We start from the raw sequence: 21,741 nt of genomic DNA on the forward strand, positions 1-21,741 counted from the left end.
TTACTTTAATATAAAAGTTCCCCTTTCATTCTGTCCTCATGACCGAAAAAGGGGAACTCAAAACTAGGTAAGGGGATTATCTCTTTACAAACTGTACAGCTTGTGGTCCTTGCAGAGTATTGGCTTGCATCAAATAGGTTCCTGCTGGCAGATCAGCAATATCCAGTTTCATGGTTGCTCCAAAATCATTTTGCTGCGAAAGCATACGCTGGCCAAACATATTATAAATAGCTACCTCTGTAATATCTTCAGTTTGTGTTATAGTAAGATAGTTGGTAGCTGGATTTGGGTAAATAGTAAGATCAACACTAGCTCTTTCTACCAAAGAAACACCGCTAACTCTTGGCTGGTAAGCTCCGATGGCAATACTACCGGTTACAGCATCTCTGCGCTCTTCACCTGCCAAATCAACATTTGTCCATGTACTTTCGTAAGATGCTGAATCGCCTTGCGTGGCATAAGCTACAGTTGGTCTGAAATCGCCTGCAGCATAATCCTCAAAAGGTGAAGTTGAACTTACAGTACTCCCTACAAAACTGTTCAGTTGATTCCAGTCACCACCATTATTCAAGCAGTTGGCACCCACGTATTTTGTACTGGAATTACTGTTGTTGTCCATGGCGATATTATCTATATGCTCATTTTCGTAAAACAAGTTATTATCGAAGTCTATGATAATATCTGCATTCGCAGAACCGCCACGCTCTAAAACAAATAGGCACTTATTGAAGTTGGCCGCATCATTTTTGTTCCCCACAAAAGTATTGTTGGTGTATTGAATGTCAAATGTGCCAACGGTAAGGTTTACAAACCTTCCGCCAATGCCACCGCCACTTGTTACCGCAGAGCCAGTAGTATTGTTTTCGAAGAGGTTATTAATGAAAGTGGCCTTCTTAGCGTTCCCTATAACACTATTTACTCTAAACTCCAGTAGATAGGCTTGATGGCTCACATTGTTTCTAAAGATGCTATTTGACACTTCTAAAACCGGGGCCTCATGGCTGGTATAGAAATTAAATGCAGACTGATATAGCGCTGTGTTGTTTTCAAAGATGCAGCCGTTAATTCTCAGTCCTTTTTGGCGAACACCTGGATAATCTGTTCCTATTCCACCACCAGCATCTGTAGTGCTATAGGCATCCGAAATGGTAAGTCCATCCAGTACTACCACCTCTTCATCATTTAATGTACCAGTAGGGTCATATGGGATTACCCTAATAATTCTGGGTGCATTATCGGTAAATACATTATTGGCATCGTCTCCGTTAATATCTCCGCTTAAAATAGTTTTGTAGAGTTCTGGATTGCGCTGGCCCAAACTGGTTTCAGTACCGTTAAATCCACCGTAGAGTTTTTCACCCAGCCTTATATCAAAAAAGGTATAAGAATAGCTCGGAGTATAGGTTCCTTCTGCTATCCAGATTTCAGCACCAGTAACAGTATTGTCATTTAATGCCTTTTCAAGGCTGGTGTAGGCACTGGCCCAAGACACTCCGTTGTTCATTCCCGTAGCATCTTTATCTACATAAATTATTGTTTGTGCATTACCTAAAAATGCCGCAGCCGCAAGGCTAAGTGTGAGTAAAGCTTTTCTCATAATCTCAATTTTTAAATACAATTATTTGCTTCAATTAATGGCGCAAACGTATTGGGAGAAAAATCGAGACTAAAAAAACTTTGAGGAACTACAGGAAATATTTGAGGAAGTGCACTTACAGGTTCAGGAGGCTATAAAAATCACGGGCCTTTTGGCGTGAAACGCGGGCCTCAATGCCGGATGTGAGCAAAACGGTACGCTCAGACTTATTCACCTTTTCAATACAGTTGAGATTGATCAACCATGATTTTTGTACACGGTAAAAAAATGAATCTTCGGCAAATTCCTCCTCCAACTGTGCCATGTTTTTGCTGGCCGTAAAGCTGCGTTCGGTAGTGTATATCTTGGAGTAAGCTGCTTGGCCTTCAATAGCGATGATGTTCGTTTTTTTCACAAACACCCTCTCCCCTTTGTCCATCAGTTTTAGGGTGTTTCTAAATGAGCTGTTGATCTGACCGATCTGCTCCATACTCATGCGGTGCAGCTGGCGCTCCTGTAGTTTTTGTGCAGCTTGCTTCAGCCGATCTATTTCTACAGGCTTCAGCAAATAGTCAATAGCTGAAAGTTCGAATGCTTTAATAGCGTACTTATCATAAGCGGTACAAAACACGATATCGAAATTGATTTCATCAAAGTAGTCCACAATTTCGTAGCCCGCATTTTCAGGCATTTCTACATCCAGAAAAACTACATCCACTTCATTTTGCTTCAAAAACTGAACAGCTTTGTGCAACAGGTTGAAACATCCTAAAACTTCTATTTGAGGACAAAACCGATTCACCAAAAGCGAAAGGTTTTCGCGGGCGCTGGCCTCATCATCCACAATAATAGCGCGTATGGTATCCATCCCGGCAAATGAAGAAATACGATTCATAAGGTGCAGTATTTACTTTAGGATTGTGCTGAAATATTTGACGAATGGTCCGCAAACGGAATGCGCAACGTCACCCGGGTTCCTGTGGCGATGCCATTTTCTTCCAGATCCTCATACTCAAGGCCGATGGTGATTTTCAGCTTTTCCTGCATCATGTTCAGTCGCTTTTTTATGGAACTAATAGCATACGACTGATGCTTGGTATTGCGCTGCTGGTTTATTTTCTGTGCCGCCTTTCGGCCGATCCCATTGTCTTCAATCACACAAATCAGCGCATCCTCTACCTGCATGTGCACCTGTAGCTTTCTATCCGTTTCTTTATGAAAAAGGCCATGTTTCACCGCATTTTCAATAAAAGGCTGAATAAGCATAGGAGGAATTTCGCGCTCGGGTATTTCTGTGGGATAATTGATTTCAAAATCAAAATCCTCACGAAAGCGGAGCTTCTCTAACTTGAGGTAAGTTTCCAGCGTTTCTATTTCCTTTTTCAGGGAAATATATTCCTGCTCAGATGAATTAAGCGTCTCTCTGATAAGCGTAGCAAACTTGTTAATGTAATCGTAAGAACTATCCACATTGCCCTGCAACACCAGTGTTTGTATAGAATTAAGGGCATTAAAAATAAAGTGAGGATTCATCTGCGCCTGCAGCGCCTTCAGGTTTGAAGCCAGAATTTTGTCATTCTTACTCAGCTCCAACTCATGATAAGCTTCATCCAACTCCTCCTTTTGCTTTCTGATAGTTTTCAGCCTTTTGTAATTGATAAGCAGGCCAATACTGATGAGCACCAAAATGGCTATACCCGCCTGTATCACTACATTTTTGCGAGCTTCCTGTTCCTGTGCTACAGCTATTTCCTTTTGAAAATCGGCTTCAGCAAGCGCTTGTTGCTTTTCATATTCATAAGAAATGGCCTGCTCCAGTGCCTGGTTTTTCAGGCTTTCATTTCTAAGGGTATCCTTCAGGTTATTGAACTCCAGTAGGTATTGATTGGCCTTTTCATATTTTTTGGTGGTCGTATAAATTTCGCCCAGTAAACCTGCAGCTTTGCTCTGCTTATGCTTTAGCCCCAATACCTTGGAGATTTGGTATGCTTCGTTTGCATTTTTCTCAGCTTTAGCAAAATCACCACGATTAAAGTCATTTTGTGCCAAAGAAAGTAAGCCCTGCACAGCATCCTGTGGGCGATTAGCCGCTTCGGCCAATTGCACAATTTCTGTAAAATATATTTCAGCAGAATCCAAATGCCCACGACTAGCTGCAATCTTTCCCAAAACATCCAGACCATTAATCTTGTCAGCCCCTGCACTAGCCTCATCCAAAAGTTGCACACCCCGTAGGCTCAGCCTCTGTGCCTGTAAGTAATCCTTCTGTGAAAAATAAACGCTGGCCAGAGTGGTAGAAGCAAATCCTTCAAGACGCTTGTCTCTTATACGCTGGGCAATAAGCAATGCTCGCTGGTAATGTTTTAGTGCTTCCGCCTGATTTCCCAAACTGCTATGTACATCCCCCAAACTTATATCCACATTGGCCAGGCCGGAAGAATCTCCGCTGGTCTCGGCCAAACGCAAAGCTTGGTTATAAAAATCTATGGCAGCCTGCAGTCGCCCACGCTCTTCATTGATAAGGGCTATGGCGTATAGCATTTTCCCCTGCCCTTCTTCATATCCACCCTCTTCAAAAGCTTCTAAAGCCTTTTGGTAATGAAGTTCTGCTCGTTCAAAATCACTTTGTATATCGTGCAGGTAACCTTTATTGGCGTAGGCCACACCGTGGTAGTACAAGTACTTTTTACGAAGGGTAGATTCCTGAGTTTTGCTTAAAATTTGGTTTGTCTTCCGTAGAATTACGTCATTATACAGCGGCCAAACCTCATCATTCCAACATTCATCTATCAGGTCTTCCAAAATAGCCAACCTGCTGGTGTCTTGCTTTGCCTGGTGATAAAGTGCCATTTTAGATTGCACCAATGCACTATCTTCTGTGCTTAGTTGAATTTGATCAAGAGATTCAACCAAGAAATAATCGGGATCGGAGAAATCATTTTGAGCTACAGCGCAAAAAAAGCACAGCAGCAAAATAGCCGAAAAAGTAGCCTTCATGTAGTAGAGTTAAGCTTTCAATCGATGACAAATTTTGGACTTTTTTAAAAAAATCCAATTTGAACGGCCTAAAAATTTTCTCTATAGAAGTACTTTAAACCAAAAGTTAATTCCTGATGATGAGTCCATATCATCACCACCTTGCCCAGGTCGTCTTCCACCTCCTTGACCACCTTGTCCTCCACCGGGAGGTCCGCCTCCCCCCATCTGTACTCCTCCTGATGGAGGAGCACTTGGCTTTGCTCCACGCTCGAAATTAGCTTCTACCCCTACACTTACTAATCTGTTTGTGCCACCTTCTTCAGTAAAAATACTCGTGAGAGGAACCTTGACTTTATAAAGTAATTCCCCATCCTTATTCATGCTTATATCTACCTTTATCGGTCCCTTCTCCAATCTGTAGTTCAAGCGTTCAAAACTACCTTCTTCTAAAAATCCGTGAAGTTCAATGTAGCTGATTCGGCTTTGAAATTGTTGCATGAGCCTACGTGCCATTTCTTTATTATCCCGAGAATCCTCCATCGGCTGCCTCTCCCCTCTATCCATCGGAGGTCTGCCTCCCTCGGCATGAGGATCTTTTGCAGGATAGGTAAAACCTAAATACTCCCTTTTTCTACCAGCCTCATCAAACCACACAGAAATCCCCTGCATCAAAATTTGTCTTTGGCTAGTTGGGTCGCTTGTGGCCAATGTTAAATGCAGATTTTTAGAATCGTGTTGTGCCCAATAAAGTATTTTGCTATCCTGATCTACAAATGGTGATGGAAGTTCCTCTGTGTTATTCGTGCTTTTTGATGTATAAACCGGGCTGGAGGCACATCCACCAATTACGAATATTGCTATGGCCAATAACCAAACCTTTATAATATAATATTTCATGAAAACTGTTAGTGAATTAAAAAAGCTCATACCTATGAGCCATGAAAATAGGATGAAACAGAGTTCATAAGGTTTAAAGCAGTTTTTACTTTCTTTTTCCATATACAAGCTCCGCATGAATATTTTTAGATGTAATAATCCTATCAGGCGGAATCAAGCTGTTATTCGGTACTAAGATGAAACTATCTGTCACCAACATACTCCAGCGCCTTCTCAGCAAAGCCTTTCCATTGCTCCTTGTAATCAAAAGGAACTTGTACCCACTCTTTCATAGCTCGCCCTTTTCCTGAAGGATCAAAAAGCTGAGAACCATCTAAACTCAATGCCTTTTTATGTGCTTCATCAGTGAGCTTAAAAACCATGGCATTTTGAAAAAAACATGCAAAAGCCTTCTTATTCACCTTATAGCAAGGTTTTCCAAACATTTGGCTTTTCTCGCCCAGCTTCTCTCCTATGCTATTGAATAATGATTCCTGTTCTGTCATTTCGTGGATTTTATCAAGCTACAAATTTGAGTACAAAGACACTGAGTCTATCACTGATAACCACGCATTTGTGAAAAACATTAATATTATTCCTCCTTATTTACTCTTGCACTACACCTCCCTGATAAATAAAGACCAAAGCTAACAATAAGCCATTCTAACTATACCAAAATGCACTCTAGTTGGCTCTAAAAAATTATTACCTTTAAAATCAACATGGATGTATAAATAGCTGTGAAACTTTCGATTATTAAATACTCACTTTTAATCCTTTTTCTTATACTTTCATTGCGAAGTGTAGGACAGCAAGTTCAAATTCAAACATTAACTTTCCCCTCATTACCGGCTACATTTTGTACCAATACTCTTTTTACGGTAGATGTTCTAAAAACCTGTACGAACATAACTCATGTTCGTGATAGTATTCACATATTAGGCAATACCATTCATGTGTATATATTTTACTCCAGAAATACTCCGTGTGTTAACCAAAATACTCCAGTCATTGAATATTTCAGTTTAGGTAAACTCTCTAAAGGAATCCATAATGTGACAGCCACAGGCTTGCTTAATGGATTAATAGTTTCATCAGCTAGTGCTTCAGTTCTTATTGAAGGACCGACAGCCAATTTTTCACCCTCTGCCACCAATGTATGTGTCGGTGACTCCATTTTTTATAATAACAACAGTACAGGACCTAATACGTACAGATGGTATGAAAACGGAACTCAGGTTTCTACTCAACTTGATTATGGGAAACTTTATACACTTCCAGGAAATTATATCATTCAGAATGTTACTTCGGATTTGGGTTGTAGAGATACAATGACCCATACAATACACGTAAAAGATTCTGTACCGGAAATAAACTTTGGAGCGGATACTACTTTTTGTGCTGGCGCAGCACTGGTATTGGATTCCGGACCTAATCGCGACAGTGTAATATGGAGTGATTCATCCACTGCAAGAACCATTTCTGTTACCTCATCAGGCGTATATCATGTTGTGGTATATAATGATGGTTGTCAGCTTAGTGATACTATTAATGTCATAATTAACAAACCCATAGTTAACTATTTACCTAATGATACTTCGGCTTGTGATTCCATCTTTTTTGACTTAACCAACTCCCCTCTTGTTAATTTCAGCTGGTCCAATGGTTCTCTATCTTCGGTCAATAAAATTTTATCATCTGGAAATGTCTGGTTCACGGCTATTGATACCATTACAGGATGTATCATTTCCGACACTTCTAATGTGACCGTTAGCAATAGCTCTAGCATTCCTTCTTATTCAAAAGATACTTCGGTGTGCGGAAATATTTTTAGACATGACATAGCCGTAAATGGAGGATCTGGATACAGGTGGTTTGATGGCTCAGCTAATCCTGTAAAAGACTTTTACACCAGCGGTAGTTTTTGGTTTGAAATTGATCATCAAGGGGGGTGTAAATCTGTTGATACTTTGCACCTCACCTTTGTAAGTAAGCAGGCTAGTTTGGTAGCAGATACAAGCCACCTTTGTGAGAATGACTCTGCTTACGTTCAGTTAATCTCAAACAACTATTCCAATATACTTTGGAGTAATGGAGAGTCAGCTAATAGCTCCTACTACTCTAACCTCGGCAAAGAGTGGGTTATTGCAACCGATAATTTAGGTTGCACCTACATAGATACCTTTCAAATAGTAGAAGCGATTCCTACTGGTGAAACCTACCTGAGTGATACCTCGGTTTGTACAGGAGAAAACTTGGTACTAAAGGCACCCGATGGTATATCCTTTATAATCGATAATGAGCGTAGTAAATCTTTTACAATAAGGTCCGCTGGTAGTCTCCAAATAGAGTTATCCAATGGATGTACCAGTCATAAAGAATATATCGATGTTTCAGAATACAACTGCAAATGTCCAATGGTTTTCCCAGATGCCTTCACACCAGACAGAGATGGCCTCAACGATTATTTTGGACCAGTAACTACTTGTGATTTTACTTCATTTGAACTAGAAATTTATAACCGTTTTGGTCAGCGTATATTCCACTCCAAAGACCCCAATTATCTATTTGATGGTACCTGGAAAGGAAGAGATTTACCACTAGCCGTATATGTTTACTTCTTCAAGTATTCTACCCCTTACACAAAAGGAAACGAGCAAGGCCATGTTACGCTTGGGCGATAGAGTATTATAAGCACTATGCGAATTTTATATTAGCATTGAGTAAGCTTAGCTCCGCAAGACTACTTTCTTTATTAAAAGTCAAGCCTCAGGTATAAGAAAACCAACAACCACTACAATCCAAATCTTTAGGGTTTTGCTCATTAAAAACCAGTCAGCTGTGACCAAAGCTGAAGCTTACTTGTGGAAATATGCTTTGAGCAAAAAACAGATTTTGGGATATACCTTCAGACGACAAAGACCGATTGAAAACTATATTGTAGACTTCGATTGTCTGCCTTTAAAACTCATTATTGAAGTTGCGGCTATTCACATCAAATTCCTGAGAATGAAGAAAAAGAGAAGCTCCGTGAAGACCGGTTAAAGCAGCTAGGCTTTACAGTTATTCGATTTAAGGATGAAGAAGTACTTCAGCATATAAATGAGGTAAGGGAAAATATTGAGGGGTGGGTGAAGAAGTTAAGACGAGAACTTGAGGAGTGATTTTTCAGTGTCCTCCCCCGCCTTTCAGGCACCCCCTCCAGCGGGGGATACACGGCCGCTGTCCTCCGCTGGCGGAGGTGCTGAGGAACGAAGCGGAGGTGGACTTTCTTGCTAAAATTAAATTCATGTTGCGACCACGGTAGAATTGCATGGAACCTAAGCCTTCAACAGGTATTAACACGGATTACAAATCCGTGCTATCGGATATTCGTAAAGCTTTTTTTGATTTGAAAAGGCATCTAAAAAAAACGATTCGTACAAAACCCAGATAAACATATACTACTACCCAAACCTCCTGTTGGTCAAAAAGCACGCTGAACGGCTAAAAAAATAAAGGAGTCCATTTGCATCCAATTGATGAAGGCGGATATGAAGTGGTAAAGGTTATTCGCAACAATGGAGAGCTAAAACCTGTTATCCAATCAACTTTCGAACAGTTTTAACAAAACAGAAATTGCCGCTCAGCTTTACATACTCAGACATTGCTTAGCCCTTGCCAAGCCAATCTACAAATTTGCCTTTAGGCCAATCATAAGGTAAAGCGCATTGTGCTTTACTACCATGTCTTCAGAGTATGTCTTATTGTCAATAACATTGTAATGATGTAATCGCTCCTTACTGGTATTCAACAACCCACAATTATACCTAAGCTCTATAGGAATACACAAGTTTTTGGCAATCGGAATATCTATGCTGGTTCCCGTGGAAAGTCCAAAATCTATCGCCCTATGGTTGGAAGCTTGCTCCACAATAACATCATTTCTGAATTCATCATTAGCATCTAAATCGGTTCTTAAAAGTCGAGAGAAATAAGGACCAGCGTATACATTGTACTTTATTTTTTGGCCAAAAGATAAGTTTACTAATACAGGAATACTTGCATAGTAGTAATCAAAATGCACATTGTAAGGATTTTCAAACTCACCGGTAGCGCACCAAACTGGGTCGAATTTGGAGCCCTTTTTCTCAAATGCCAACCCTGTTCGAAGTGCCAATCTTCTAGTGAGATACCAGCTATATTCCAAATTGATAATAAAGCCTTGCTTCCAAGCCTCAGAAGAATACTCATTTCGAGTACTCGAAAACCCTGAACCAATAGAAATGCCCAACGCACTCCTTTGCCCGGTAGCACTGGCCACAATTGAAACTAAAATTAATAAGCTAAATAATGACTTTTTCATCTGACGTTTTTTGCAGCCAACACACTTTGGTATTGTCACGTTCCCTTTTTAGTTATACTGAATCATTAGAGACTCACTTTAAAAATACCGTTGCTCATAGAGTAATAGTATTTTTGGGTTTCTATATCCTTCCCACTTTCATTCGGATGCTATCATTGGTAATGCACTCCCTAAAAATACAACCAATAATACTCCGGGCTTCCCTTCTGATTCCACTCAATGGTGGGCATGGGCACTTTGATAAAGTTGATGGTGTTGAGTACCGATTTTAGAAACTTATTCTTCACGGGTATTTTGCGGAGGTCTATATCCAGTGAGGCATAAAACTGGCGCTGCCATTTATACTCCGGGTGCTTGTTGTAATAACTGGCATTGTACTGGGCGCTTACCATTCCATCGGCTCCATAACCTGCCGCTACGTTTAGCCATTGCGGCCAGGCATCCCATTGCGTAAGGTCATGCACATTAAAAGAGAACCAATAGGTTTGGCCATTATAATCTTTAAGAATACTGGTGTTCCATGAGTTTCCAAGTAAGTCAGGGCTCTCCTCAGCATAACTGGTTCCGTGATAGGAAAACTTCATAGTGATACGCTGCTCCTGCCAAAGTAGCTCTTGCCCTATAAGCAGCGCTGCCCCAGCTCCGTTGGCGGCAATGTCTCCCCAAGAAAAACCCCATTCAGATGAAAATCCGTCCATTACTTCTATACCTGCCAGGTAAGCAAAGCCTAAAGTACCGCCATACCACACCGACTTTTTATCAGAAACACCGCTCCACTTAAGCACTTCCATACCAGCATACCCTACATAATAGGAAGTCATGGCATGGCCGGCTTTATCCATTTGCAGCCAACTGCTATTGTCATTATACAGATGAAAATCAGATTTCGGATAATCAGCATACCAGAGCTGATTTAGGCCTACATAAGTTCCAGCCACTAGAGCTGCTTCGGTCCCGGCAACAGTCCACACACGTGTTTTATTCAATGAAGGAGACTTATCAAAAAAAGAAAGGGAATCGCTCCAAAGCTGTGCAAAAGCCAAAGTGGGCAACATACAAGCCGCCAAAAAAACTACAGTTATGGCTTTTGAAAATCGCATTTATATTTTGTTGCGATTGGCCCAGTCAATGTACTTTCTACGGTTGCGCTCATGCTGTGCGAGCGTTCGCGCAAAGGTGTGATAACCCGGACGTTCAGGGTCGGCCACCATAAAAATGTAATCGTGTTTCTCGCGATTGAGTACCGCATCCACCGTGCTTAATTCAGGGATTTTAATTGGCCCCGGAGGCAAACCTGGATACATATAAGTATTGTAAGGCGAGTCATAGCGCAGGTGCTTGTAGTACACACGCGTTATTTTCATTTTAGGATTTTCAAGCAGCAAAGCATAAATCACCGTTGGGTCGGATTGCAGTTTCATCCCTTGCTTAATTCTATTTGCATAAAGCCCGGCTACTGTTGGCTTTTCATCATTTCTATTGGTTTCCTTCTCCACAATACTCGCCAAAGTCACCACTTCAATAGGCGTCAATCCAAGCTTTTTAGCCTTAGCCTGACGTTCTTCATTCCAAAACTTATCAAACTCCTGACGCATTCTTTTTAGCAAAGCTGATGGCGAAGTATTCCACCAAAGCTCATAAGTATTGGGCAGAAAATAAGCGCTCACAGTATTTGAGCTTACACCAAAAGCAGACAGTGATTCATCAGATTCCAATAGATTGAGAAAAGACAAACTATCACCTTCCAGGGTTTGCGAAAGCCTTGCTGAAAGCTCATAAATCCCAGAAATATTATGAAGCGTAAGTTGTACCGCATCCTGATCGCCACTGCGCAATTTATTCACCAAAGCATTGTTGGTCATTCCCGGAACCAAAACATAGCGGCCCGGCTTCACCAAGCTTGGATAATTCTTTTTATCCGCCACCCACTCAAAGGTGTTAGTGTTCTTCAAAATGTCATTGGAAACAAGACTATCACGAACCGCTGTAAAGTCAGAACCTGTGGGGATAAACAGCTCAAAAGTTTGCCCTGGCTTTAACTTTACGTTTACCGCAAGAATACGCTTGTAATACAAGGAACCTAAAATGCTACATGCGACCAACACGGCCACAACTACTATAAGTAAGATTTTCTTCTTCAAGATTGTTGATTTAAATACGCCATTGCCTGCAAGGCTCGTTCATGGTTTGGATTGAGTCTCAAAACTTCCTTAAGCGCCTTTTTAGCTTCCGCAAAATTCTCCTGCATTATAAGCAACGAAGCCTTATTGAGCCAAGCTTGCAAGTAATCAGGATCCACAGCCAGCGCCTTGTCAAAATTCAATCCGGCTAAAGTAATATTCCCCATTTGTAAATACGTATAGCCCAAATTATTTAACGCCTCTGCATGCTGTGGCTGCTCTTTCAGCAATTTCTTAAACAAAGTTACCGCCTCATCCAGCTGCCCCACTCCTGCCAAAGCCGTGGCTTTTTTATTCATAAAATCAGGAACATAAGGCGCCAACTCAATCGCTTTACTGTAAAATTTCAAACTCGTTTCTTGGCCGCTTTCGCGGAATGATTCACCAATGCGGTAAGCGGTCCAGGCATCAGCATTATCATAACTCATTGTATTCAATCTTGCCAGCATCGCATTAACGCCCACTTTGTTTACCAAATTTTGAATGTCAGAATAGTAGTTTTTCAAAAAGTAATACGTCACCCACAGCGAAGGATTCTCTTCTTGCATTCCCATTCTGTTCAAGAAATACCGAGCACTATCCAAATAATAAGGTTTCGCATCAAAGCGCTCATATTGCTGCAAATACCCAAGGGCCTTGCTTCTATCTGTTGGCTTGGGATTATTTATGGCCACCAGACCCAAAAACTCCTTAATACCTGATGTATCTACCTTTTTCTGCGGCACTTTTATCTTATGGTCATGTACACTTACGTGAGGAATGTCCGTAGAGCCCGATTGTGGCATGTGGCAACTCACACAATTAAAGTCTGCCGCCTGCAAAGCACTTATCTCTTCGGTGCATTCATGCTTGGGAGCACCTTTATGGCAATTGGCACAAGTAGCATTAAAATTAGAAATATTGGTATGCTTCACCGAAATGTGCGGATTGTGACAAGTGGTGCAGTTAAACTGATTGTCCGAATGAATGAAGCACTCGCTCTGTTTAAATCGGTCAATGTGCGAAGCCATGATAAACTCATCTTCAGCGTTGGAATACCTTGGCAAATACACGTCCATCACAGTATTTAGCTTCATCCCAGGTTTAAAGTCAAAGAAACTTTTCCCCTCAGCCACCACGGCATTTCCTTGCAAATGGCAACGCTGGCAAGCTTCAAACTGCAGGTCTACCGGAAGCTTTTTGATATTTACAATAGAATAATCGATTTCATTCGCGGTGTCCACAAACTCCCCTGCCATCATTCTTTTAACATGAATTTCTCCGGGGCCATGGCAGCGCTCACAATCAATGGCACTCGGCACTTTGGCGTATTTGTTAATGGAGCCTTTCTCAAAACCAGTGGGCATTGCATTGTGGCAAGAAGTACATTCCAAACCAATCAATCGCTTGAAGCGCGTATTTCTGCCGTCTTCAAAACCAGGCGGCAAATCCAACATTCCCTTTTGGGCATACCAGGTAAATGGCGCCTGAAAAAGGTAGTTGTTCCGATAAATCATGTGACTATTAGTATGCTGGCCGCTACCCACCACATAGTCTATGGTTTCGTTTCTTTTGTAGGTGGTGTCGCTTCCGCTTAATCTAAACTCGGTAAGCACCAAAGAATCGTTTACCCAATGCGGATGGTAGTTTAGGTTTTTATGTAAATCTCTGAGCAGCGATTCACCATCAATATCAGCTATACTCTTGCTCGTATCGGCATGACCAAAAGAGGAACCCATCCCCGTTTGCACAAACGTTTCATAAATAGAATAATGGCACTGCTTGCAGGTTTCTATGCCTACATACTTTACGGTGTCATTGTGATTGAGGTAAGCAACCTGAGTATTTTCAGGTTCAGTTTTCACTGATGAATTATCACACCGCGAAAGTAAAAACACACTTACCGCAATGGTCATCAAAATCCCCCATCGTAAAGCGTGCTTTCCTATCATTCTTCTCTAAACAACTGTAAAAAATGCTGGTCTTTATATTTTCCGCCTGAGCGAACCCATTGGTGGCGGGTTCCGGTAATTGCAAATCCGGCCTTTTGAAACAAGTTTAAGCTAAGCGTATTATCTACCAAAATGTTGCAATAAATCTGCTTTAAGCCCAAATGCTCAAAGCAATATTTCTTTACCAATCGAAGAGATTCTGATGCATAACCATTTCCTCTTTTGGCTTGGTCTCCAATCAAAATACCTACTCCCGCACGGTGATGAAAAGCATCGAAATCAAAAATATCAATGGTGCCAATGGTTTGCCCTTCTCCTTCCTGTATCATCAGCCTAAGCTGACCCACTTGATAAATATCCAAATGGGCATTGTCAATATATTGCTGCAAAAGATTGCGGCTAAAAGGCGTGATGGTGCCACTCACCTCCCAGTTTACAATGTTGTTTTCCCATTGCATCAGCAGGTCGATGTCTTCCGGCTCTATGGCCCGAAGCTTTATTTTATGTCCGTTTAAAAATGGCATTCAATAATTCTGTGTTCTATTTTTTACCATAAAGCAATTAAGAAGCATGAAGAAACCCTTAATGAACCTTTACTCCTTAATGGTTCTATCATTGTCAAAAGCTTTGCGCCCAATTTACCTTTTTCTACCAAGGTGAAGCACCTCTGGGCTATTTACCCTTTGCGTAAGCTCTGCGCTCTTTGCGTCTCTGCGTTAAAGTAATTTCCTTGCCATTGAGTCTCAGAGCACGCTGAGTTACGCAGAAGTTTTTACAACTTAACCTTCCCCTTAAACACTTTCTCAGCAGGCCCTGTTAACCAAATATCGGTATATCCTTCGCGCTGCGCCTTAAAGCTTAGCTCCAAGTTCCCTCCAGCAGTTTTTATTTTCAGGCGGTCACCTTTTGTCTTTTTAAGGAAATCAGCACCCAATGCTGCTGCTGTAACTCCTGTTCCACAGCTGTAAGTTTCGTCCTCTACTCCACGCTCATAGGTGCGCATTTCAAGGTTATTCCCTGTCACTTTTACATAATTCACATTCACACCTTCTTCAGCATATTTGTCGCTATAGCGAATGCTTTTGGCCACAGCCACAAAATCATCTGCGGGCAGCGAATCGGTGAAAACCACATGATGCGGAGAACCTGTATTCATGAAAAGCACATCATTACCTAAGTCGTCAATGTCTTTCAAATCCACCATTTGCAGGCTTACTACCTCATCATCCACCACTCCAAAATGAACACCATCCACAGCCATGAAGCTGTAGTTTTCACCTTCTATACCAAGGTCGCTGGCAAAACGTAAAAGACAACGGCCGCCATTTCCACACATGGTGCTGGTTCGCCCATCAGAATTGTAATACACCATTTCAAAATCATAATCATCGGAATTTCGCAAAAAGATGAGACCATCCGCCCCAATACCGAACCTTCTGTCGCATAAATGTTTTACTTGTTGTTCAGTAATGTCCGTATATTTATTGTCGCGGTCGTCAATCATTACAAAATCGTTACCGGTACCCTGATATTTATAAAATTGTATGGTCATGTATAGATCGTTAAAATCGTGTTAAAACCAATGCCACTGTGGCAATAAGCTCATTGATGGAATAGTTATTGAAAAAGCGAAAGTGCAAATTAAACGTTAATTAGAATTATGAGAAACATAGCTAAGATTTTCCTGGTATCAGCTTTAGGAGGAGCTCTTACTTTGGGCGCCTATAAAGTCTTTTTTGAAGAACCTCAGGTAACCACGGTTTTTGAATCGCAACCCACGCCAATTATGCGCACGGGTATGCTTCCTTCAGATGAAATTAGTTTTACCGAAGCAGCCGAAAAAACTGTGAATAGTGTGGTTCACGTAAAAACCGCAGTAGAAAGCAATGGCTACCAAGCGCAAAGTCCACTGGATTTCTTTTTTGGTGTACCAAGAGGTTACCAGCAAAATCCAAGAATGCAGATGGGCTCTGGTTCGGGAGTTATCATTTCACAAGACGGTTATATTGTAACCAACAATCACGTGATTGACAATGCCAAGACCATTGAAGTAAGCCTGAATAATGAGGAGCAGTACACTGCCAAAGTGGTAGGTACTGACCCAACAACTGACATAGCTTTACTAAAAATAGATGCAGATGTGGATTTACCCTTTCTTACTTTCAGCAACTCTGATGAAATCCGCTTAGGCGAATGGGTTCTTGCTGTTGGTAATCCTTTTAACCTTACCAGCACGGTAACCGCTGGTATTGTGAGTGCAAAAAGCCGTAGCATTGGTATTATAAATGAACGTACCGCCATCGAGTCTTTTATTCAAACAGATGCAGTGGTAAACCCTGGAAACAGTGGTGGGGCTTTGGTAAACACTCAGGGAAACCTTGTTGGAATCAACAGTGCCATTTCTACACACACAGGTTCATTTGAAGGATATTCATTTGCAGTGCCTTCTAATATTGTACAAAAAGTAGTGAAGGACATTTTGGAATACGGAACTGTGCAGCGTGCTTTTATTGGTGTCAATATTTCAGATATCACACCTCGCCTTAATGAAGAGCTAAAACTTGATTTGAAAAACGGAGTTTATGTAGCCGGGGTTTCTGAAAAAGGAGCGGCATACGAAGCAGGGATCGAATCAGGTGATGTAATTGTAGCTATCGATAGCCGTAAAGTAAATAAGAGCAGTGAACTTCAAGAATTGATAGGCCGCAAGAGACCAGGTGATAAAGTGATTGTTACCGTAAACCGCGATGGCTCTGAAAAGAAGTTTGACGTGGAGTTGAGAAATATGAACGGGACCACCAACATCGTTCGTAAAGATGATACCAAGTTCAGCAATATGCTGGGTGCTAATTTTTCACCACTATCCTCTTCTGAAATGTCAAAATACGGGGTACACTTTGGCGTAAAGGTGAAAAGCTTGAGCAAAGGAATTTTGCAACAGCAAGGTATTCCCGAAGGCTTTGTAATTACCCACATCAACCGTAAGCAAATCGAAAACGAAGATGATATTAACACTGCCGTAAAAGGATTGAGTAAAGACGATCCTGTAGTAATTCAAGGATTTACCAGAGAAGGCCGAGTTAAGTATTATGCTTTTGGATACTAACAAGTCCACAGCTTTCAGTCCGCAGACCATAGATTGAAAACCTTCATCTGTGGACTGTTCGCTATTGACTGTTGACTCATAAAAAAGCCTCGCTATGAGGCTTTTTTTATTTGACCATCAACATTGTACAACCTTTTTAAAAGGAATATCTTTGCCGGAATTTAAAAATTTAACCTCTTCAAATATCATGGCTGAAGTATTAGATTATCAAAGCTCGGTTTCTCAGCGTATTGCAAAAGAGAAAGCTGCAGCAGAATTTATCAGCAAAATCAGTGACTTACACCTTGACAAAGGGATAGAAACTGTTCTTTTTAGAAATCAATTAATCGATCAGCGCGCTAGTGAAGTATTGAATCTTCACGAATATGCTCGCAAATTTGCCGGTCAAAACATTACCATCGAAGACACTTTGGGTCTTTTGAGAGAATTGGTAGAGCTTGAAGTTGCTCCTGCACGTATGGACATCGGACGTCTTGCAAGTGAGTGGATTAAAGAGCAGGCTAACTATGACAGCAAAAAATCTTTCTTGGAAGACAAACTTGCTTCATTCATTGGTCCTGACAATTTAGAGCGCACTACCCCAAAAGACGTTGTTCTTTATGGATTTGGTCGTATTGGCCGTTTGGTAGCTCGCGAACTTTTGGCCCAAGAAGGTAAAGGTGAGCAGTTGCGTCTTCGCGCTATTGTAACCCGTGGCGAAAGTGATCTTACTCTTGAAAAACGTGCTTCTCTTCTTCGCGAGGATTCTGTACACGGACCATTCCCAGGTACTGTAGAAGCCGATACCGAAAACAAAACTCTTATCATCAATGGTAGAACTGTGCAAATGATTGCCGCTTCTAACCCTGAAGATATTGACTATACAGCTTATGATATCAATGATGCTTTGATTATTGATAACACTGGAGCTTTTAGAGATGATGTAGCTCTTGCTCGTCACCTTAAAGCTAAAGGAGCTGCTAAAGTATTACTTACCGCTCCTGGTAAAAATGTACCTAACATCGTTCACGGTGTAAACCAAGGACATTTTGACCCTGCAACAGTAGATATTTTCTCTGCTGCATCTTGTACCACAAACGCAATCACCCCAGTATTGAAAGTGATTGAAGACAACCTTGGTGTAGTAAAAGGACACATCGAAACTGTACATGCTTACACCAATGACCAAAACTTGGTAGATAACATGCACAGCAAATACCGTAGAGGTAGAGCTGCTGCCCTTAACATGGTTATCACCGAAACTGGTGCTGGAAAAGCTGTGGCGAAGGCACTTCCTGAGTTGGAAGGAAAGCTTACTTCAAACGCTATCCGTGTGCCAGTTCCAAATGGCTCATTGGCTATTCTAAACCTGGAAGTAGGTAAAGAAACTAGCGTAGAAGCTGTAAACGAAATCATGCGCAATGCCGCCCTTACCGGTAATTTGGTAGAGCAAATTCGTTTTTCTTTGAGCAACGAACTGGTATCTTCTGATATCGTTGGTAACTCTTGCCCATCAGTATTTGATAGCAAAGCAACCATCGTATCTCCTGACGGAAAAAGCCTTGTATTGTACGTATGGTACGATAATGAATATGGTTACACTCGCCAGGTTATCCGCTTGAGCAAATACATCGCTCAGGTAAGACGCAAGCGTTACTATTAGTAGATAATTGCTTTTAAATATATAATGAAAGGCTGCCCATTGGGTGGCCTTTTCTTTTGGTACTAATTCGCTACTGTTTCAAAACAAAAAACCCTGATCAACAGTTGCCAATCAGGGTTTTTCAATATTTATAAGAAATAAGACTTACTTCACGAACGGCATTTTCACCACTTTGGCTTTTACCATTTTGTTTCTAATGTCAATATAAATTTCGGTATCAGCAGCCTTGTAAGCTGTATCAACATATCCAATACCAATGGCCTGACCCAATGATGGAGCCTGTGTACCAGAAGTTACTCTACCAATCACTTCTCCGCCTTCATTTTTAATGGCATAATCCTTCCTTGGGATTCCGCGATCGATCATTTCAAAACCAACCAATCTCTTGGAGGCGCCTTCTTCTTTTTGTTTTTTGAAACCTTCACTACCAATAAAGTCTTTGGTAAACTTGGTAATCCAGCCTAGCCCAGCCTCAATTGGAGAAGTAGTGTCATCAATATCGTTTCCGTAAAGGCAAAACCCTTTTTCTAAACGTAAAGTATCACGGGCCGCAAGACCAATTGGCTTAATGTCATGCTCAGCTCCAGCTTCCATGATCTTATCCCAAACTTTTTTAGCATCCTTATTTTTTACATAGATCTCAAAACCTCCAGAACCTGTATATCCAGTTGCAGAAACAAATACATTATCCACACCAGCAAAAGTTCCTCTATCAAAAGTGTAGTACACCATTTCCTCAAGGTTGATTTCTGTAAGGCTTTGTAGAGCTTTTACCGCTTCTGGCCCTTGTACAGCAAAAAGACTGTAATCATCAGATTCATCGACCATAAGGGCACCAGTATCATTATGGCTACTTAGCCAGTTCCAGTCTTTCTCTATGTTAGAAGCATTTACCACCAACATATATTCTTTTTCAGAAATACGATATACCAAAAGGTCATCCACAATACCACCTTTATCATTTGGCATACAGCTGTATTGCACTTTTCCATCAGTAAGCTTACTTACATCATTGGTGGTTACTTTTTGCAAAAAATCAAGGGCTCCATCGCCACTTACAAAAAATTCTCCCATGTGACTCACGTCAAAAATGCCGACTTTACTGCGAACATGTAAGTGTTCCACATTCAGTCCTTCATATTGAAGAGGCATGTTGTAACCAGCAAAAGGCACCATCTTAGCACCAAGCTCAATATGTAGATCGTTTAACTCTATGTTTTTCATCAAATCCAAATTATCAATTTAATAATACTCTCGTTTAATATCAACGCTTTATCAAGCGCTCTAAATACTCTTCAGTAATGGGTTTTACAATGTAATCCTCCACATATGCATACTTCATCGACCTATTATGATCTCGTTCATCAGTAGATGAGCTTACCAGGTAAATCTTTATTTCTTTGATTAAGCTATTCCTCAAATCCTCATACTCATCCAAAAAATCCCAACCATCCATTACCGGCATATTTACATCCAGAAACATTACATCTGGTAAATTATCAGCTTGGTTAGAATTATTCTTTAAATATTCCAGAGCCATTTCACCATCACCAAAGCTTACTACCTTGATTGGCAAATTTAACATCTGAATGTACTTTTCGGTTGTGAATCGATACACATTATCGTCATCAATCACGCAAACCATCCCCACTTTTTCGCCCATCTGTTAAAATATGATTTGAATTAGATCACCTTCAAATTTCAATTTCCCTCCCAAAGCTTCTATTTGCTCTTTAGCCTCACAAATTCCTTCAGACTTTTTGTTTAACACATCTTTTAGGCCCTGAGTTTCTTCGCACAATGGCTGTAAAACCTTTGCCTTGATACTTAGCCCTACAACTTCGTTTTTCATAAAAGATCTCAAAAATACCTCTTGAGTATTTGGCTTACAAAGTTTCAATACATTTTTGAGTATTCTCGTAAAAATGATATCAAATTGGTGTGTTGGATAAACCACCTCTTTGGCACCAACAAAATCACAGCTTATTGTAATTGAATTAGAATCTAACTGGTTATAATTTTGTTTTACAAAATGCTCTACTGCACTTTCAAACCTATTTATTCCCCATTGATCCTGACTGTGAGTAAAAGCAAGCATAGAATTCCCTATTTCAGACGCGGTTTTTTGAAGCAATTTTGCCACCTCCCCAATTTTGGAAATATAAGCTTCTCGCTCTTCAGGCTCGGTACTTTTTTCTAAAAGTGAGTAAAGAATATTGAGGTTTGCAGTGGGGCCCAACAAGTTATGTGAAAGCTTCTTGACAAAATGTTCTAGTCTTGCACTTTTAGTTTTAGTTGCTACGAGGTTTTCCTCTAGTATTTTTTCTAGTTCCTTACGCGATGTCACATCCCGCATTACCAGCACCGCACCTTCCACCTCATTTTGACCGGTTTTAAGTGGTCGGGCAGAATTTTCAATATGCATTAGTCTGTCTGAATTTCGAAACTCAACTTGAGTATCATAGCCATCAAGTCTGGCTCCACGCAGGGCTAAACCAAATGGCAGCTCTTCATTCTTCAACTCGGTTTCACCCGCCTTTTTTACTATCAGGTTTTCACTAATGTCGTTGAGGCGTTTATGTTCTAAAGACATTCCCAGTAACTTTTCTGCAGCTGGGTTTACAAGAAGTATTTCTCCTTTTAGGTTTGAAACCATTATACCCTCACCAACAGTATTTATTACCGTTTCAAAAAGTCTTTGCTTACTTTCCAGCTCCTCATCCCGAGCGCTAAGCTCTTCCTTTACTTCTCTAAGAATAGATACGTTTTGAGAAACCACCATGCCTGCCACCACCTCTTTTTCTTTATCAAAAATGGGAATGAAGTGCTGAATAAAAACTCCTTCCTCTGTGGTTTGCTCTAGCTTTTGGCGTTTTCCCTTTAAGGTTTCCAAATAGTAAGGAGACATCATCATGGTAACTTCCTGGGGCCATACCTCAAAAAAGTTACAGCCTATCAGGCTTTCTGAAGTTACACCTAGCTTGCTCACCTCCTCACCCTCAGCAAGTAGGTAGTCAAAATCATGATCAAAAATGTATATCGAGCAATCGGGAATATTTGCCGCCATTTGACGGTAGAGATCAAAAGTAGATTCGAAATGCCCCAT

Annotated in this window: 19 protein-coding genes; 5 read left to right on the forward strand and 14 right to left on the reverse strand. The window is 40.9% G+C overall.

What is annotated here, in order from left to right; translation table 11 throughout:
- Positions 1-76: 76 nt before the first annotated feature.
- The 5 genes from OWEHO_RS04945 to OWEHO_RS04965 all read right to left on the reverse strand — a co-directional run bounded on the left by OWEHO_RS04945 (position 77) and on the right by OWEHO_RS04965 (position 5,937).
- Positions 77-1,597: a T9SS type A sorting domain-containing protein gene (locus OWEHO_RS04945; RefSeq protein WP_014201371.1), complete on the reverse strand. Its 1,521-nt coding sequence runs from the start codon at positions 1,595-1,597 to the stop codon at positions 77-79.
- A gap of 115 nt (positions 1,598-1,712) precedes the next feature.
- A complete protein-coding gene (locus OWEHO_RS04950; protein WP_014201372.1) occupies positions 1,713-2,471 on the reverse strand; it encodes a LytR/AlgR family response regulator transcription factor in 759 nt (252 codons plus the stop codon).
- A gap of 17 nt (positions 2,472-2,488) precedes the next feature.
- Positions 2,489-4,573 carry a tetratricopeptide repeat-containing sensor histidine kinase gene (locus tag OWEHO_RS04955; RefSeq protein ID WP_014201373.1) on the reverse strand — a complete coding sequence of 695 codons (2,085 nt, stop codon included), beginning with the start codon at positions 4,571-4,573 and terminating at the stop codon, positions 2,489-2,491.
- A gap of 81 nt (positions 4,574-4,654) precedes the next feature.
- Positions 4,655-5,452, reverse strand: coding sequence for a hypothetical protein (locus tag OWEHO_RS04960; protein ID WP_143764521.1), 798 nt, complete (start codon positions 5,450-5,452; stop codon positions 4,655-4,657).
- A gap of 182 nt (positions 5,453-5,634) precedes the next feature.
- Entirely contained in the window at positions 5,635-5,937 is a 303-nt protein-coding gene (locus OWEHO_RS04965) for a hypothetical protein (RefSeq protein WP_014201375.1), read from the reverse strand.
- 234 nt (positions 5,938-6,171) lie between these two features.
- Between OWEHO_RS04965 and OWEHO_RS04970 the strand changes: the two genes are divergently transcribed.
- From OWEHO_RS04970 to OWEHO_RS18765, 3 genes are all read left to right on the forward strand, one after another.
- Positions 6,172-8,115 (forward strand): T9SS type B sorting domain-containing protein, encoded by a 1,944-nt coding sequence (locus tag OWEHO_RS04970; protein WP_014201376.1) that lies wholly within the window; start codon positions 6,172-6,174, stop codon positions 8,113-8,115.
- Between the two features lie 133 nt (positions 8,116-8,248).
- Complete coding sequence (locus tag OWEHO_RS18700) at positions 8,249-8,476, forward strand: endonuclease domain-containing protein (protein ID WP_052301086.1); 228 nt, start codon at positions 8,249-8,251, stop codon at positions 8,474-8,476.
- Entirely contained in the window at positions 8,431-8,595 is a 165-nt protein-coding gene (locus tag OWEHO_RS18765; protein WP_083828033.1) for a DUF559 domain-containing protein, read from the forward strand. The genes OWEHO_RS18700 and OWEHO_RS18765 overlap by 46 nt, the downstream gene beginning before the upstream one ends.
- A 506-nt stretch (positions 8,596-9,101) precedes the next feature.
- Here OWEHO_RS18765 and OWEHO_RS04980 read toward each other — a convergent pair.
- The 6 genes from OWEHO_RS04980 to dapF form a co-directional block, all read right to left on the reverse strand.
- Positions 9,102-9,776 (reverse strand): porin family protein, encoded by a 675-nt coding sequence (locus OWEHO_RS04980; RefSeq protein ID WP_014201377.1) that lies wholly within the window; start codon positions 9,774-9,776, stop codon positions 9,102-9,104.
- 170 nt (positions 9,777-9,946) lie between these two features.
- The gene (locus tag OWEHO_RS04985; protein ID WP_014201378.1) at positions 9,947-10,876 is read right to left on the reverse strand and encodes a DUF2279 domain-containing protein; all 930 of its coding nucleotides are present in this window, start codon (positions 10,874-10,876) and stop codon (positions 9,947-9,949) included.
- Complete coding sequence (mltG, locus tag OWEHO_RS04990) at positions 10,877-11,917, reverse strand: endolytic transglycosylase MltG (RefSeq protein ID WP_014201379.1); 1,041 nt, start codon at positions 11,915-11,917, stop codon at positions 10,877-10,879. It lies immediately after the preceding gene.
- Entirely contained in the window at positions 11,914-13,887 is a 1,974-nt protein-coding gene (locus tag OWEHO_RS04995; protein ID WP_014201380.1) for a tetratricopeptide repeat protein, read from the reverse strand. The genes mltG and OWEHO_RS04995 overlap by 4 nt, the downstream gene beginning before the upstream one ends.
- Positions 13,884-14,411, reverse strand: coding sequence for a GNAT family N-acetyltransferase (locus OWEHO_RS05000; protein ID WP_014201381.1), 528 nt, complete (start codon positions 14,409-14,411; stop codon positions 13,884-13,886). Before OWEHO_RS05000 ends, OWEHO_RS04995 begins: the two co-directional genes overlap by 4 nt.
- Before the next feature lie 248 nt (positions 14,412-14,659).
- Positions 14,660-15,439 (reverse strand): diaminopimelate epimerase, encoded by a 780-nt coding sequence (dapF, locus tag OWEHO_RS05005; protein WP_014201382.1) that lies wholly within the window; start codon positions 15,437-15,439, stop codon positions 14,660-14,662.
- A 108-nt stretch (positions 15,440-15,547) separates the two neighbouring features.
- Here dapF and OWEHO_RS05010 point away from each other — a divergent pair, with 108 nt between their 5' ends.
- Positions 15,548-16,993: a Do family serine endopeptidase gene (locus OWEHO_RS05010; RefSeq protein ID WP_014201383.1), complete on the forward strand. Its 1,446-nt coding sequence runs from the start codon at positions 15,548-15,550 to the stop codon at positions 16,991-16,993.
- Between the two features lie 187 nt (positions 16,994-17,180).
- Positions 17,181-18,635, forward strand: coding sequence for a glyceraldehyde-3-phosphate dehydrogenase (locus tag OWEHO_RS05015; RefSeq protein WP_041627452.1), 1,455 nt, complete (start codon positions 17,181-17,183; stop codon positions 18,633-18,635).
- 144 nt (positions 18,636-18,779) lie between these two features.
- On the opposite strand, the gene gcvT is transcribed toward OWEHO_RS05015, so the two are convergent.
- Genes gcvT through OWEHO_RS05030 form a run of 3 tightly spaced genes read right to left on the reverse strand, consistent with a single transcriptional unit; the run spans position 18,780 to position 21,741 of the window.
- Entirely contained in the window at positions 18,780-19,859 is a 1,080-nt protein-coding gene (gene gcvT, locus OWEHO_RS05020; RefSeq protein WP_014201385.1) for a glycine cleavage system aminomethyltransferase GcvT, read from the reverse strand.
- 40 nt (positions 19,860-19,899) lie between these two features.
- Positions 19,900-20,298, reverse strand: a complete 399-nt coding sequence (locus OWEHO_RS05025) for a response regulator (protein WP_014201386.1) — start codon at positions 20,296-20,298, stop codon at positions 19,900-19,902.
- A gap of 3 nt (positions 20,299-20,301) precedes the next feature.
- A complete protein-coding gene (locus OWEHO_RS05030; protein WP_014201387.1) occupies positions 20,302-21,741 on the reverse strand; it encodes a PAS domain-containing protein in 1,440 nt (479 codons plus the stop codon).

Source organism: Owenweeksia hongkongensis DSM 17368 (genome assembly GCF_000236705.1).
Lineage (GTDB): Bacteria > Bacteroidota > Bacteroidia > Flavobacteriales > Schleiferiaceae > Owenweeksia > Owenweeksia hongkongensis.

Bases quoted from the DNA above. Each gene is read 5' to 3' on its own strand.
- OWEHO_RS04945 (WP_014201371.1), bottom strand. From the start codon at position 1,597: ATGAGAAAAGCTTTACTCACACTTAGCCTTGCGGCTGCGGCATTTTTA.
- OWEHO_RS04950 (WP_014201372.1), bottom strand. From the start codon at position 2,471: ATGAATCGTATTTCTTCATTTGCCGGGATGGATACCATACGCGCTATT.
- OWEHO_RS04955 (WP_014201373.1), bottom strand. From the start codon at position 4,573: ATGAAGGCTACTTTTTCGGCTATTTTGCTGCTGTGCTTTTTTTGCGCT.
- OWEHO_RS04960 (WP_143764521.1), bottom strand. From the start codon at position 5,452: ATGAAATATTATATTATAAAGGTTTGGTTATTGGCCATAGCAATATTC.
- OWEHO_RS04965 (WP_014201375.1), bottom strand. From the start codon at position 5,937: ATGACAGAACAGGAATCATTATTCAATAGCATAGGAGAGAAGCTGGGC.
- OWEHO_RS04980 (WP_014201377.1), bottom strand. From the start codon at position 9,776: ATGAAAAAGTCATTATTTAGCTTATTAATTTTAGTTTCAATTGTGGCC.
- OWEHO_RS04985 (WP_014201378.1), bottom strand. From the start codon at position 10,876: ATGCGATTTTCAAAAGCCATAACTGTAGTTTTTTTGGCGGCTTGTATG.
- OWEHO_RS04995 (WP_014201380.1), bottom strand. From the start codon at position 13,887: ATGATAGGAAAGCACGCTTTACGATGGGGGATTTTGATGACCATTGCG.
- OWEHO_RS05000 (WP_014201381.1), bottom strand. From the start codon at position 14,411: ATGCCATTTTTAAACGGACATAAAATAAAGCTTCGGGCCATAGAGCCG.
- dapF (WP_014201382.1), bottom strand. From the start codon at position 15,439: ATGACCATACAATTTTATAAATATCAGGGTACCGGTAACGATTTTGTA.
- OWEHO_RS05010 (WP_014201383.1), top strand. From the start codon at position 15,548: ATGAGAAACATAGCTAAGATTTTCCTGGTATCAGCTTTAGGAGGAGCT.
- OWEHO_RS05015 (WP_041627452.1), top strand. From the start codon at position 17,181: ATGGCTGAAGTATTAGATTATCAAAGCTCGGTTTCTCAGCGTATTGCA.
- gcvT (WP_014201385.1), bottom strand. From the start codon at position 19,859: ATGAAAAACATAGAGTTAAACGATCTACATATTGAGCTTGGTGCTAAG.
- OWEHO_RS05025 (WP_014201386.1), bottom strand. From the start codon at position 20,298: ATGGGCGAAAAAGTGGGGATGGTTTGCGTGATTGATGACGATAATGTG.
- OWEHO_RS05030 (WP_014201387.1), bottom strand. From the start codon at position 21,741: ATGGGGCATTTCGAATCTACTTTTGATCTCTACCGTCAAATGGCGGCA.